Below are 13508 nucleotides of genomic sequence, written 5' to 3'. Positions count from 1 at the left end.
TTATGAAGGTTTCAAAATAAATAGTCCTTATTCGGATTTTTGTTAATATTGGCAAATTGCTGTGATAGAATTTGAATATCGTAAACACAAAAGTTTAAAAAAATAAATTCATACCACGAGAGCATATAAATAAAAAGGATGTTTATCAGATGATGATTTCGGAATTAGGAGGGGTCAGGATGGAGTTTCTATTAAATAAAATTTTTGTCGGTCAGCCGAAAACAGTTGGGGAAAAAGACGCTGCCAATTTAATGGACCGGGAGTGGACGAGTGCGATTTTTAAAGAACTCGTTGAAGGTTCGGTCTGGGCTGGTAAAACAGGTATGACTGGAGACGGTGTATTTGATACTGAACACCACGGCGGCCCGGAGAAAGCTGTGTTTGCCTATGCTTCGGAACATTATTTGGATTGGCAGAAGGAATTGGGTAACAGTCATATTGGTGCAGGGGCTATGGGTGAGAACTTTCTTATGGAAAATGTAACAGAGGATCTGATTTCAATTGGCGATGTTTATCAAATTGGCGGGGCTGTGGTTCAGGTATCCCAGCCACGGCAGCCATGCTGGAAGCCGGCCCGCCGTTTTAAAATCAAAACCCTCGCGCTGCTTATCCAAAATACCGGACGGACCGGCTGGTATTTTCGGGTGCTAAAAGAGGGTTTCGTTGAAGCTGGGCAAAGCTTTACTCTTTTGGAGCGCCCTTATCCGCAGTGGACTATTCAGAAATGCAATGAGATTATCCATGCAAGGAAGCCGAATTTTGAAGAAATGCGTGAACTTGCTCACTGTGAACTGTTAGCGCCTGGTCTGAGAACCACTTTAGGGGAAAGAATTAAGAAAAGGGAAATACCGGATATTACAAAAAGGGTCTACGGACGGAATGAGTGATACATTTGGAAAACGAGTCTACTTACACGAAAAAGAGAAAAAATGCAGTTCATGGTCACGAAGAGGGAGTCTACGTGCCCGAAAAAAAGAAAAAACTGTATTCATGGTCACGAAGAGGGAGTCTACGTGACCGAAAAGGAGAAAAAATGCAATTCATGGTCATGTAGAACGAGTCTACGTGCCCGAAAAGGAGAAAAAACTGTATTCAAGGTCACGAAGAGGGAGTCTACGTGACCGAAAAAAAGAAAAAATGCAGTTCATGGTCACGTAGAACGAGTCTACGTGATCGAAAAGGAGAAAAAATGCTGTTCAAGCTCACGAAGAGGGAGTCTACGTGACCGAAAAAAAGAAAAAATGCAGTTCATGGTCACGTAGAACGAGTCTACGTGCCCGAAAAAAAGAAAAAGTGCAGTTCATGGTCACGTAGAACGAGTCTACGTGATAGAAAAGGAGAAAAAATGCAGTTCATGGTCACGTAGAACGAGTCTACGTGATCGAAAAGGAGAAAAAATGCTGTTCAAGGTCACGAAGAGGGAGTCTACGTGACCGAAAAAAAGAAAAAATGCAGTTCATGGTCACGTAGAACGAGTCTACGTGCCCGAAAAAAAGAAAAAGTGCAGTTCATGGTCACGTAGAACGAGTCTACGTGACCGAAAAGGAGAAAAAATGCAGTTCATGGTCACGTAGAACGAGTCTAGAATAGACCTATATACAAATATGTATTTAGGAGGCTAAGAGATGTTTTCCAAGCTTGTTCCCAATGATCCGGCAATCGCCGCAGGAAGTCCATTTACCATAGATGAAGTCCAATACAATCTAATCCATCGAATCAGTGAAGACCGTAACTCCCTATGTCTCAAAACACCAGACGAAAAAGTGATTTTTGCCCAGACACCCGGGCATAAGGGCTGGCTATGGATTTCGAACGATATCCTAGCCACAGAACAAACATCCTTAATACATGAACTTATAAATCACCTCACACGAGTATCCTTGCCAGGAATTACTGGGGATCCCCAGACGGCACAGATGTTTGCTGGAATTTTTTCAAAAATAAATAACCTTCGATACGAAACTGAAATGACCATGGAAGCCTACCATTGCCCAACGCTCATAAAGCCTCAAGGGGTAAAAGGTGAAATTCTTAAAGCAACGGATGAGCATGTTGACGTTGTAGCAGACTATCTCGCGGGCTTTATGAGGGATGCATTTGGGACACAGGTAGAACCATCATCCCAGCAGACGAGGGCGGCGACGATGATTGCTGCTGGCGGGTTGTATCTTTGGATCGTCAACGGACACCCAGTAGCGCAGGCAAACATTTCCCATCGTTCCCCAAGACATGCCAGAATCAACGCCGTGTTTACCCCTACCCAACACCGAAAACACGGCTATGCTAGTGCACTGGTTGCAGAACTTTGTAAAATAATAGAGTCAGAGAATCGAATTCCGATGCTCTATGCAGATGTTAAGAATCCTGACTCCAATAAGGTGTATCAAAATATCGGATTCCAAAAATGCGGGCTGATTGAGGAAATCAAGTTTTTCTAGTCGATAAAACAACTATTGAGGTGAAATGAATAATGTATGAGCTAGTAGAAGGGCAAGTGGTAAGAGCTGAATTTTCCGCGGTCCCCTACACATGGATTCGCAGCAAAGAACCAACAAAAAGCATCTGTATCATGCTGCCGGGGCTTGGTTACACCACACAGCGGCCGCTATTCCATTATACAACTGGAATTTGTTTAAATCAAAACATAGATGTTCTTCACATAAACTACCAGTTTGCAAATAATGAACATTTTAAAAAACTTCCTAAGCCAGAGCAAGAGCAATGGATGTATGACGATGTAAACGCAGTTGTGGATGAAGTATTAAAGGAACGTTCCTACGATCAATGTTTTCTGTTAAGCAAATCGATTGGCACGATTCCAATGGCGATAGAGTGGACACAAAGGAATTTCATCCGTAATGCTATGGGCATTTGGTTAACACCGCTTATCAAAATGGATAATGTTTATCAGGCTCTTTTAAACACCGAACTTCCTTCACTTTGTGTAATCGGAGACCAGGACCATCATTATAACGAGGAACGGATTTCAGTCATTACAACTAATCATCTGGTAGATACAGTTGTAATACCAAATACTGAACACAGCATAGAAGTAAAAGGGGATGTTTTTGCCACGATAGATGCCTTGAAGATAGCTATGAAACAGATTCATGAATTTGTGAAAAAACATAAGGAATAGAAGAAAAGACACTCTCAAACTGGAGAAATAGCATGTTTAATCAAATAAAAACTTGGGCAAAAGGTTTGAAAAAAAATATATACGTCCTGTATTTGGCATATAAAGACCCAAGAGTACCTTGGTATGCCAAAGTATTTACGATTTGTGTAGTCGCGTATGCCTTCAGTCCCATCGACCTCATTCCCGACTTTATCCCCATCCTTGGCTACCTTGACGATATCATCCTTGTCCCATTAGGAATCATGCTAGCATTAAAAATGATCCCGAAGGATGTTATTGCAGAATGTGAAATGAAAGCGCAGGAAATGATGAGCAAAGGAAAGCCTAAGAACTGGATTGCGGGTTCTATTATTTTGGTTATCTGGTTCTTGATCCTTATTTGGATATTGAAAATGATTTATTTTCGATAACAATTCCTAAAAAGGCGTGAATATTGTGTTAAACAGAACCGTTCTGTTCCTATTGATTTGTTTATTGCTGTCAGGCTGCCAATCCACCAGTGCTCCACCAACTAAAGTGAAACCCGGAAAAAATGATGTGGTTGAGACACATGGTGGCTTGGAAAATTTTCAAAGACTGGACCAGTTTGTGAAACATGTCCAGAATAACAAGAAAGATAAAGTTCGGCTTATCCGTTACACCATTGAAGGGGATCGGATTTTTCATGATCTAGCCTATGATGGCTCTAATTTAAAGTTTACCTTGGATACAACCGGGGATAAGTTTGGTCAGGGAGAAGTCACCACAACTACTTGTGAAAGTATCCAGAAACAAGAATCCGAGACAGAAACGAAATACATGTTAACGGGGTGCCCGCAGCAGGATATGAACGAGCTGTTAGTTATTTCCCATGACGTCGATAAAGAGGACTTTTTTGCCTTTGAGTTAAAATACGGGGTGGGACTGAAAAATGCCATCAATACAAAAGATCAAAAGCTTATTAAGGATTTGCAAAATGGGGAGACAGTACAGGTAAGCGACTTTCAATTTACCAAACAAGAAATAAATCAAATTTATAAACTAATGATTTTATCCAACTATCTTAATGAAAAAAAACTATTTGCTGAATGTAACAAGAAAACTTACGAAAGCTACGAATTGAAGGTTTGGATTAACAGTGCTGAACGCCAATATAACTGGTCTGAATGTGATAAAAGCAAGGATGGCGAAGTAATGACCAGGCTTGTTCAGGATATTGTTGCTATCTTAAAAAACAACCACACCTACCAGTCGCTTCCAGAAGTGAAAGGCAGTTTCGAATAAAATGAGAGCGGTCCCTACAGGGGAAACCGCCCTCTTTCCGTTATTCCTCATAAATCATTTTCCGCGTCATACCACCGTCGACGACAAGGTTGATTCCTGTCACAAAATTATTTTCATTGGCGGTTAAATAAAGGCAGGCCCGGGCAATGTCATCCGGCATTCCGACTCGCTTTGAAAAATGCTGTTCATGATCAACCTTGCTCAACGCTGAATAATCTCCTGTTTCAATCCAGCCTGGGGAAATGGCGTTGACTGTGATCCTATATTCACTAAGGGATGCTGCAAGCGCATGCGTTATGGCGAGGATTCCTCCTTTTGTGGCAGCATAGCCTTCTGAATTCGGCTCGGACATGATGGCTCTTGTGGAGGCCATATTCACAATTGAACCGCCTTCCTTGTTCTGCCGCATATATTTAGCTGCTTCCCGCGAGCCCAAGAACACGCTTCTTAAGTTCGTGTTGATGACATCTTCCCATTCTTCGACCGATACATCAAAAGGGGACTTGAATAATCCTTTTCCGGCGTTATTGATTAATATATCAATTTGGCCGTAGGTTTGATGGGCAGTTTCCATTAACCGGACAATGTCTGATTCCAGTCTCACGTCAGTTTTTACAAAAAGAGCTTCGCCGCCTTGCTCATTTATCTCTCTGGCTGTTTGAGAACCTGCTTTCTCATCCATATCTGCCAAAACGATATTGGCGCCTTTTTCGGCATAAAGCAGCGCGATACCTTTCCCAATTCCGTTACCTGCTCCCGTAACAATCACTGTTTTATTAGAAAAATCCATGAAATTCACACCCCTATTTTTAAAAATCCACGAACATCAGTGGCTATGGTATTCTAAAGTTATAAATTAAATTAAATTAAATATACCATTTCAAATAAAAGATGAAAAAATTGGATGCAATAAGATTAAGTCTGGCTCCCCCGAAGGCTTTATCAAGATGCATTCTTACAAGGAGCAAAGCAAAATGTCCTATACTCCAATTTAAACTCACCCACACTTCGAGAATTAAATCAAAAAGTGGGGGAGAATTTTTGAAAAATAATCGGAATTTTTTATATCTGATGCTGGGGCAGTCGCTTGCCAATATTGGCGATGTCTTGTACATCGTGGCTGTCATCAGCGTTATTTATGATGCGACCAACTCTGCCGCAGCATCAGCCTTCGTTCCGTTTACCATTACTTCTTCGATGTTTATTTCAGGAACTTTTACACCAATCTTCATTGAACGGTTTCCATTAAAACAATTATTGACATGGTCACAAGCGGCTAAAACTGTTTTAATGTTCGGATTAGGTGCGATGTTAACGCTGGAACAAAACCTGTATTTGATTTTTATCGTCATAGCCGTTATTGCTCTGTTTGACGGCTGCGCCAACCCGGTCAGGCAGGCATTGGTTCCGTATTACGCAGCGGAGGAGCGGCTGTTAAAGGCGAATGGCATCGCCGAAACGATTACGCAATCTATTCAAATAGGAACGTGGCTTATTGGCAGTTTGCTGTTGATGGTATTTACTCCAATCCAGCTTATCTGGCTGGTTGCCGCACTGTTTGTCATTTCCAGCCTCCTTTTGTGCCTTTTGGAAAAAGTGGAACACCGATCGAAAAAACAGGGAAACACCTGGTCAAAGTTGACCAAAGGCTGGCAAACCATTAAGGTGACACCTGTTTTAAAAATCCTCGTAAAAATGGAATTTTTAGAAACGATTGCAGGTTCGGTTTGGATTGCCGCGATATTGCTAGTTTATGTTAAACAGGTATTACATGTGGGAGAGCAATGGTGGGGCTTCATCAACAGTGCCTATTTCATCGGTTTAGTTGTAGGAAGTCTATTATGTGTGCGGTTTTCCACGTTCGTTGATGGCAATCGCAATAGATTCATTGTTTTCGGAGTCTTTTCAACTTGCCTATTAACCATGCTTTTCGGTTTAACAAGTTTACCGCTGATAGCCTTGGTTTTATCTGGATTGATTGGTTTCTTCGGCCAGTTAAAAAATATTCCCCAGCAGACGGTGCTCCAGACTAGCGTCCCAAAAGAACAATTGGCCACGGTTTACGCGGCTATTGGCACCATTTCTACGGGAGTCTTTGGGGTCTCCTCATTAATAATGGGGTTGGTTTCAGATTACTTTGGAGTGCAAAGTGTCTTCCTTCTTTCGGGTGCCCTGCTTTTAGGTGTGGGAATGCTGGCCTATAAAAAAAGATAGTTATTCATGAAGAAAGAGATAAATTTTTAAATCAAAAGAGGAATTGCATCGGGGCAATTCCTCTTTTGATTAAACTTGCTAATGGGATTTCATGGTAAAATAAATTGACAAAGTCGTTTAATAGGAGAAGATTGATGGAAAGTGAACATTTAAAAATTTTTGATGATGACAGAAATCAAATAGGTATTGCAACCAGGGAAGAAGTACATAAAGCCGGTTATTGGCATGAAGTTTTTCATTGTTGGTTTGTTCTTAAGGAAGAGGATACCGACTATATTTATCTGCAGCTCCGCAGTGAAGCGAAAATGGACTATCCTGGTCTATTTGATATTACCGCCGCGGGACATTTGCTGGCAGATGAATCTGTTATGGATGGCGTCAGAGAGGTAAGCGAAGAGCTGGGCATCGATGTTTCTTTTGATGAACTGGAGCCGTTGGTTGTAATTGATTACTGCGTGACCAAAGGAAATTTCATAGATAAAGAAATTGCAAACATATTTTTATATAAAATGTCGGGCGGATTTGAAGATTTCAAACTTCAAGAGGACGAGGTTTCTGGAATCATAAAAGTTAAGTTTGATGACTTTGCTGACTTTTGGCTGGGGGGAAAGGAAACCATCCATATTGAAGGTTTTAAAATGGACGATGAGGGCAATAAAATTCATATTGAACAAATGGCAGGAAAGGATCAATTTGTCATGCATCAACTTTCATATTATGAAACAGTTATTGAAAGGATTGCTGAAAAAATTAAATCAAATTAGGATGAGAGGTTTCGCGATGGGGAAGGTTATTAGTTTTGAATTAAATAGCCAGGAGCCGGAAAAAGCGGCAAAATTTTATTCAGAAGTTTTTGGATGGAAGATTTCCGAACCACACTGGGATTATTGGCCGGTTACCACGGATAAAGGAAGCGGGGAGCCCGGAATGAATGGCGGAATTAGCAAAGGACCGAGTGATTATCCGCATGGAACACGTATTCAAATTGAGGTTGTTTCTATTGAAGAAGCCATTGCAAAAGCAAAACAAGGTGGAGCAATGATAGTCCGGGACAAAATGGAATTTGATGAGTTTTTTCTAGCATACTTAGTTGATCCAACCGGAATTGGATTTGGGCTTATTCAAAAGAAGTAGGGAAACGTAATGTATTATTCTTGAAATTAAAGTGAATCATGAATATACCCAATGAAGAGGAGAATGCACATGCCAAATTACCTGTGGGTCAACCTCCCAGTAAAAGACATGAATAGAGCAGTTGAGTTTTATAAAGGTCTTGGATTTCCCGTCGACACACAACCCAATAGCAATCAAGCCAAAGTCATCGTTGGGGATAATCAGGTCAACGTCATGCTCTTTCAAGATTCTATTTTTAAAAATTTCACCAGGTCGACAATAACCGATACAAAGCAGTCTGCCGAAGTTTTGTTTTCCATTGGTGCAGAGAGCAGAGAAGAAGTCGATGACATGGCAAAAAAGGCAGTTGCGTCAGGAGGTACAGTCTTTGCTGAGCCTGGGGAGAACCAGGGCTGGCTGTATGGCTGCGGAATCGCGGATCCGGATGGTCATCGCTGGAATGCGTTGTATATGGATATGAGCAAAATGCCGAAAGCTTAAATTCCATTTTAGGGCGTCACTACAGTAGGTAGGGACGTCTATTTTCATTAGGTGAGAAGGAAACAGGGCTCCCTATACAGAATACTAATAGTTTAATATTTTTACAAAATGAGGGGGAACATCAATGCTAGCAGCACTACTTCATGGAATTGTATTAGCCTTTGGGTTAATTCTTCCTCTTGGTGCCCAAAACGTATTTGTCTTTAATCAGGGGGCGTCACAGCCAAAGTTTAGAGGGACTATTCCAGTCATTATTACAGCATCACTTTGTGATACACTGCTAATTTTATTAGCCGTATTAGGGGTTTCAGTCATTGTATTAACAGTGCCAGTATTGCAAACCGTTCTATTTTCTATTGGAATATTATTCTTAATTTATATGGGCTGGTCCATTTGGAAAAGTGATCCATCAGACCTATCCCGCAAGGAAGCCTCTATGCCGCCCAAAAAACAAATCATGTTCGCGATGTCGGTTTCACTGTTGAATCCTCACGCTATCCTTGACACAATTGGCGTGATTGGAACGAGTTCACTAAGCTATTCCGGTACAGAAAAAGCGGCATTCACGGCTGCCTGTATCATCGTATCATGGATTTGGTTCTCCGGGCTTGCTGTAGCCGGTAGAATAGTAGGGAATGTCGACTCTCAAGGCAAATTCCTAAAAATGATAAATAAACTATCCGCTCTCATTATCTGGGGAGTAGCCATTTACATAGCCATTCAGCTTTTTCAAAAATTTTAGGTTGGCGGTGGAAAAATTATGGAACAGAAAATTTATGATGTCATTGTCATTGGAGCAGGTTCAATGGGAATGGCAGCGGGCTATTTTTTAGCAAAGAGCGGAAAAAGTACGCTGTTATTAGATTCCTTCAACCCGCCGCATAACAAGGGCAGCCATCACGAAGATACGAGAATTATACGATATGCGTATGGGGAAGGTGCGGAATACGTTCCGTTTGCCCTTAAAGCCCAAGAATTATGGAATGATTTAGAGAAAGCAACGGGAAAACAATTGTTTCTTCAAACCGGGGTTCTCAATGTTGGTCCAGAACAATCGGACTTTATCCAAAATATCATTTCTAGTTCAGAGACTTACTCTTTGCCGCTGGATGTTTTATATTCAAGAGAGGTAAACAGCCGTTGGCCAGGAATCTCATTATCTAACGAATACATAGGCTGCTTTGAACCAACATCAGGTGTCCTGAAATGTGAGGAGTGCATCGAGGCTTACCGAGTACTCGCCATTAAGCATGGGGCTGAAATTTTAACAAATAGTAGAGTTAAAGAAATCAATATTCATGATAACCGAGTAACAATCAAGACAGATGATCAGACGTTTCAGTCCGAGTCCTTAATTGTTTCGGCGGGAGCATGGTCAAAAGAGCTCCTTTCACAGTTGGATTTGAATCTTCCTCTCGAGCCGGTCAGAAAAACTTTTGCCTGGTTTGATGCCGCTGAAAAATTGTATAACCATAAAGATTTTCCAGCCTTTGCATTTGAGACAATTCAAGGACTATATTACGGATTTCCGAGTATCGATGGATCAGGTTTGAAAGTGGGCCGGCATGATGGCGGGGAAAAAATAAACCCAGATAATCAAATCCCCGGATTTGGAGAGCTGCCTGAAGATGAAGCTGATTTGATACAATTTTTGAATGCGTTTATGCCGCATAGCCAGCAATTGAAGTACGGTAAAACATGTATCTATACGCTGACACCTGATGAAAACTTTATTATTGATTTGCACCCAAAATATTCAAATATAGCCATCGCATCAGGTTTTTCTGGCCATGGCTTTAAATTTAGCAGTGCGGTTGGAAAGAATTTAGCCGAATTAATTATATTAGGGAAGACAGAACAGGATATTTCTCTCTTTTCCATCAATCGATTTAACTAGAAGACAAAGCCCCTTAGAATCTAATCCAAGGGGTTAAACATGAGTCTAATGATGCGCTTTTTCAAGAGCGAGCTTTATCCCAAACCCAATCAGCACTGTACCTGTAAGTCCTTCAAAAACTCTCTGGGTCCGTGGTTTTTTCATAAAGGCGCTTATCTGATTCAACAAATAAATGTAGAACAAAAACCAAATAGCCGTTAATACAGTATACGTAATTCCCATGATGAGAAAGGGAATAAAGGTCTTGGTTCCGGAATGAACGAATTGAGGCAAGAACGTTAGGAAAAATACCGCCACCTTCGGATTGAGTAGGTTGGTAAGGAAGCCTTGTTTAAAGCAGGATTTGCTTTCAAACTTGCTCTCAACCGGGATTTCGGCAGCGGCAGCTGCTTCCTTGTTCTTTAGGGCCCATAATGTTTTGGCGCCCAGATACACAAGGTACACTGCACCGACGTATTTGAAGATAGAGAACAATAAAGCCGATTTTACAATAATGGCGGAAAGTCCAACTACGGCAGCTGTTGTGTGGATGAAAAGAGCACAGCAAGTACCGAAAACTGTTTTATAACCACCTGCCCGGCCAACTGTTAAGGTGTTTTTAGTGGCAATCGCTGTATCCGGTCCAGGCAAAATAATGAGCAAAACACACATAATCACGAACAAATAAAAGTTCTCCATGTATTATCCCCCTTGCTGAAAAACTGTTAAAATAAATTTACCATAAATTTTCTGAATAGTGGGATATTCTTAATAAATGATGCTTATACATTTCGAACTTAAGGAGTTTGTCAGATGATAATAAAAAGAAATAAATTTATTATTTCCGCAGGAATTGTTTTATCGTTTTTTGCAGTGGCTGTTGTTTCCAATTATTACTCTCTTGATAATACAAAAAGAACTTGTGTTGAAAACAATAAGACACCTGAAGTCGAACAAGGATTATTAGGTATTAATTGGACTGTATCTTGTGAATAGCGACAATCTATAATGCCTTTACATAAAACGTCCGCGTCCTAGGCCCATCAAACTCGCAAAAATAGATGCCCTGCCATATGCCAAGAAGCAGCCGGCCATCAGAAACAATAACATGCTGTGAGGCACCAACTGTACTTGCTTTCATATGTGCAGCAGTATTGCCTTCCATGTGGCGATCCAGTTTATGGTTCCAAGGATACACCTCATCAAAGCGACGCATCATATCCAGTTTTACGTCCGGGTCAGCATTTTCATTAATGGTGATTCCAGCCGTTGTATGAGGGCAATAAATAATTACCGCTCCATCAACAAGCCCTTGTTCAATTACAAAATCCTGCACCTGTTTGGTGACTTCAATCATTTCATCCCGTTTGCCGGTTTTCAAAGTGAATTTTTTGAGCATGCTCCTCTTCCTTTCAAAAAATAAAAGCCCAACAAAGATTGAGCTGTTAATTTTTCATATCCTTATGATAATAATCAATCAGTTTAACGGATTTTACAATTAAGTGAGGATTGTTGCTATTTGCAAAAGCAATAAAATCAGTATTAACAGCAAGAACGATTGTATCAACTGCCTTTATTTCTGTTTTTCCATTTAAGGTGATTCCGTCAAATGGCAGATAAATCTTAACAATATGAGTATATTCGGAGAGAACAGGTTTTCTCTAAAGTAACCAACTTATGTTAAAGAAAAGGAGAAAATATTATGATTTTAGAAGCCGCTATGCTCCAAGTAAAACCAGGAATGGAACAGGAATTTGAGGGAGCATTCCGAAAAGCATCCACGATTATTTCATCAATGAAAGGCTATATCATCCACGAACTGCAGCGCTGTCTGGAAGTGGAGGGGAAATACTTGCTGCTGGTACAATGGGAAACATTAGAAGACCATACAGTTGGCTTTAGAGAGTCACTGGAATACCAAGATTGGAAAAAGCTGCTGCATCATTTCTATGATCCATTCCCAACGGTGGAGCATTTCAAAAAAGTGGAACTTTAAACGGTCGTCTTTATCAGCTGTCCATTGTGAAAAATGATAAAATAGAGAAAACTAGCTTAATAGATTAATGGAGGCAGCGATGAGATACGATACGATTTTTTTTGATATAGATGACACCTTGTTTGATTTTGGGAAAACAGAACAGAATGCACTTCATAAGGTATTTTCAGACTTCGGTCTGCCGTCAGGAGTGCAGGATTATCGTCCGCGCTATAAAGAGATAAGCAAAGTTTTGTGGGGAGATTTAGAACAAGGACGTACAACATTAGCCGAATTGGGCGTGGAGAGGTTTAGACGCTTGTTTGTGGAATATAACCTCGAGATAGATGCAGAGCGCTTTAATCGTACTTATCTAGAGTATTTGGGAGAAGGAAGTCATCTAGTTCCAGGTGCATTTGAAGTGTGCAGCAATTTGACTGGCTGTAAGCTTGCTGTCATCACAAACGGATTTGGCCAGGTTCAGAAGTCTAGAATCGCAGGCTCGCCACTCTCTCATGCATTTGAGGAGATCATAATTTCTGAAGAAGCAGGATACCAAAAGCCTCACAAAGGAATCTTTGATTATGCTTTTTCCAAACTTCAAATAACAGACAAAGAGCGGGTTTTAATGGTGGGCGATTCCCTGACTTCAGATATCCAGGGCGGAATTAATTACGGGATTCATACTTGCTGGTTTAATCCCAATTTTAAAGATAACAATATTGGTATCAAGCCGACTTATGAAATTTGTGAACTGACGGACCTTTTTAAAATTGTTGAGCACAAACAAGCAATGCTGATTAAATAAGCCATCGGGGTGAGAGGAAATGGGAAAGAATTTGGACATTGAAAAAAGTGACCTGCCGGAGAAATTGGCCAAGCCTGCACTTAGGGCGCTAACAGGAGCGGGTATTTTCCGGCTGGACCAGTTATCAAAGTTAAGTGAGGCAGAGATATTAAAATTGCATGGCATGGGTCCAAAAGCGGTGGAACAAATACGGGAAGCGTTAGCTGCAAAGGGACTTTCCTTCGCCGATTAATTTTGGCTTACCATGTGGATTCTTTGAACGTCACTTTTTGAATCTTTTCCGTTTTGTTTTCAAATTGAATATCGATAAATACACCAAATTCTCTTTGTCCTTCTTTTAACCACAGCTTGAATTTTTCTACTGAGGAATTAGCACCAGTCGTTCTTCCAATGTGGAGATAATCGACAATTTGGGCATTCGGATACTTCTTATGTGTTCTTTCCATTGCAATCCTTCCCCATTTGGCATAGGGTGGAATGGGTTTCTGCTGCGCATTCGTATAATGTGTTAAAACCGTTGGAAGGCTGCTGACAGACACAAGAGCTGTTGCGGTTAGGAAGCTGACTAGTATCTTTCTCAACTTAATTCCCCCTTTGTTTACGATTAGGATGGCGATTT

Annotated in this window: 19 protein-coding genes; 15 read left to right on the top strand and 4 right to left on the bottom strand. The window is 40.8% G+C overall.

Features of this window, described 5'->3' with window-relative positions:
- The first annotated feature begins 179 nt into the window (after nucleotides 1-179).
- From KHA99_RS15355 to KHA99_RS15335, 5 genes are all read left to right on the top strand, one after another.
- A complete protein-coding gene (locus KHA99_RS15355) occupies nucleotides 180-887 on the top strand; it encodes an MOSC domain-containing protein (protein WP_213118351.1) in 708 nt (235 codons plus the stop codon).
- Between the two features lie 738 nt (nucleotides 888-1625).
- The gene (locus KHA99_RS15350; RefSeq protein WP_213118350.1) at nucleotides 1626-2438 is read left to right on the top strand and encodes a GNAT family N-acetyltransferase; all 813 of its coding nucleotides are present in this window, start codon (nucleotides 1626-1628) and stop codon (nucleotides 2436-2438) included.
- 32 nt (nucleotides 2439-2470) lie between these two features.
- Nucleotides 2471-3139, top strand: a complete 669-nt coding sequence (locus KHA99_RS15345; protein WP_213118349.1) for an alpha/beta family hydrolase — start codon at nucleotides 2471-2473, stop codon at nucleotides 3137-3139.
- A gap of 32 nt (nucleotides 3140-3171) precedes the next feature.
- Entirely contained in the window at nucleotides 3172-3549 is a 378-nt protein-coding gene (locus KHA99_RS15340) for a YkvA family protein (protein ID WP_213118348.1), read from the top strand.
- 25 nt (nucleotides 3550-3574) lie between these two features.
- Nucleotides 3575-4402: a DUF4362 domain-containing protein gene (locus KHA99_RS15335; protein WP_213118347.1), complete on the top strand. Its 828-nt coding sequence runs from the start codon at nucleotides 3575-3577 to the stop codon at nucleotides 4400-4402.
- A gap of 40 nt (nucleotides 4403-4442) precedes the next feature.
- Here KHA99_RS15335 and KHA99_RS15330 read toward each other — a convergent pair whose 3' ends face one another.
- A complete protein-coding gene (locus tag KHA99_RS15330) occupies nucleotides 4443-5192 on the bottom strand; it encodes a glucose 1-dehydrogenase (RefSeq protein ID WP_213118346.1) in 750 nt (249 codons plus the stop codon).
- Between the two features lie 251 nt (nucleotides 5193-5443).
- On the opposite strand from KHA99_RS15330, the gene KHA99_RS15325 reads away from it, so the two are divergent.
- From KHA99_RS15325 to solA, 6 genes are all read left to right on the top strand, one after another.
- Nucleotides 5444-6616 carry an MFS transporter gene (locus tag KHA99_RS15325; protein ID WP_213118345.1) on the top strand — a complete coding sequence of 391 codons (1173 nt, stop codon included), beginning with the start codon at nucleotides 5444-5446 and terminating at the stop codon, nucleotides 6614-6616.
- A 134-nt stretch (nucleotides 6617-6750) separates the two neighbouring features.
- Nucleotides 6751-7380, top strand: coding sequence for an NUDIX hydrolase (locus tag KHA99_RS15320; protein WP_213118344.1), 630 nt, complete (start codon nucleotides 6751-6753; stop codon nucleotides 7378-7380).
- A gap of 16 nt (nucleotides 7381-7396) precedes the next feature.
- Complete coding sequence (locus KHA99_RS15315) at nucleotides 7397-7750, top strand: VOC family protein (RefSeq protein ID WP_213118343.1); 354 nt, start codon at nucleotides 7397-7399, stop codon at nucleotides 7748-7750.
- Between the two features lie 69 nt (nucleotides 7751-7819).
- Nucleotides 7820-8230, top strand: coding sequence for a VOC family protein (locus KHA99_RS15310; protein ID WP_213118342.1), 411 nt, complete (start codon nucleotides 7820-7822; stop codon nucleotides 8228-8230).
- Nucleotides 8231-8354: 124 nt separating this feature from the next.
- Nucleotides 8355-8972, top strand: coding sequence for a LysE/ArgO family amino acid transporter (locus tag KHA99_RS15305; protein ID WP_213118341.1), 618 nt, complete (start codon nucleotides 8355-8357; stop codon nucleotides 8970-8972).
- Between the two features lie 18 nt (nucleotides 8973-8990).
- Nucleotides 8991-10127, top strand: a complete 1137-nt coding sequence (gene solA / locus KHA99_RS15300; protein ID WP_213118340.1) for an N-methyl-L-tryptophan oxidase — start codon at nucleotides 8991-8993, stop codon at nucleotides 10125-10127.
- A 45-nt stretch (nucleotides 10128-10172) separates the two neighbouring features.
- Here the strand turns inward: solA and KHA99_RS15295 are convergent, their stop codons facing one another.
- Complete coding sequence (locus KHA99_RS15295) at nucleotides 10173-10805, bottom strand: LysE family translocator (protein WP_213118339.1); 633 nt, start codon at nucleotides 10803-10805, stop codon at nucleotides 10173-10175.
- A gap of 114 nt (nucleotides 10806-10919) precedes the next feature.
- Between KHA99_RS15295 and KHA99_RS15290 the strand changes: the two genes are divergently transcribed.
- Nucleotides 10920-11102, top strand: coding sequence for a hypothetical protein (locus tag KHA99_RS15290; protein ID WP_213118338.1), 183 nt, complete (start codon nucleotides 10920-10922; stop codon nucleotides 11100-11102).
- A gap of 7 nt (nucleotides 11103-11109) precedes the next feature.
- Here the strand turns inward: KHA99_RS15290 and KHA99_RS15285 are convergent, their stop codons facing one another.
- On the bottom strand, nucleotides 11110-11505 hold the full coding sequence (locus KHA99_RS15285; protein WP_213118337.1) for a secondary thiamine-phosphate synthase enzyme YjbQ: 396 nt from the start codon (nucleotides 11503-11505) through the stop codon (nucleotides 11110-11112).
- A gap of 303 nt (nucleotides 11506-11808) precedes the next feature.
- Here KHA99_RS15285 and KHA99_RS15280 point away from each other — a divergent pair, with 303 nt between their 5' ends.
- From KHA99_RS15280 to KHA99_RS15270, 3 genes are all read left to right on the top strand, one after another.
- Nucleotides 11809-12102: an antibiotic biosynthesis monooxygenase family protein gene (locus KHA99_RS15280; protein ID WP_213118336.1), complete on the top strand. Its 294-nt coding sequence runs from the start codon at nucleotides 11809-11811 to the stop codon at nucleotides 12100-12102.
- A 79-nt stretch (nucleotides 12103-12181) separates the two neighbouring features.
- Nucleotides 12182-12889, top strand: a complete 708-nt coding sequence (locus tag KHA99_RS15275) for a YjjG family noncanonical pyrimidine nucleotidase (RefSeq protein ID WP_213118335.1) — start codon at nucleotides 12182-12184, stop codon at nucleotides 12887-12889.
- Between the two features lie 19 nt (nucleotides 12890-12908).
- On the top strand, nucleotides 12909-13121 hold the full coding sequence (locus KHA99_RS15270; RefSeq protein WP_213118334.1) for a DNA-directed RNA polymerase subunit alpha C-terminal domain-containing protein: 213 nt from the start codon (nucleotides 12909-12911) through the stop codon (nucleotides 13119-13121).
- A gap of 7 nt (nucleotides 13122-13128) precedes the next feature.
- On the opposite strand, the gene KHA99_RS15265 is transcribed toward KHA99_RS15270, so the two are convergent.
- Nucleotides 13129-13470 carry a YqzG/YhdC family protein gene (locus KHA99_RS15265; RefSeq protein ID WP_249366692.1) on the bottom strand — a complete coding sequence of 114 codons (342 nt, stop codon included), beginning with the start codon at nucleotides 13468-13470 and terminating at the stop codon, nucleotides 13129-13131.
- Between the last annotated feature and the right edge of the window lie 38 nt (nucleotides 13471-13508).

This window comes from Neobacillus rhizophilus, assembly GCF_018343535.1.
Taxonomy (GTDB): domain Bacteria; phylum Bacillota; class Bacilli; order Bacillales; family Cytobacillaceae; genus Neobacillus; species Neobacillus rhizophilus.
Note: the sequence above shows the minus strand (reverse complement) of the source record. Positions and strands in the feature narration are given on the sequence as shown.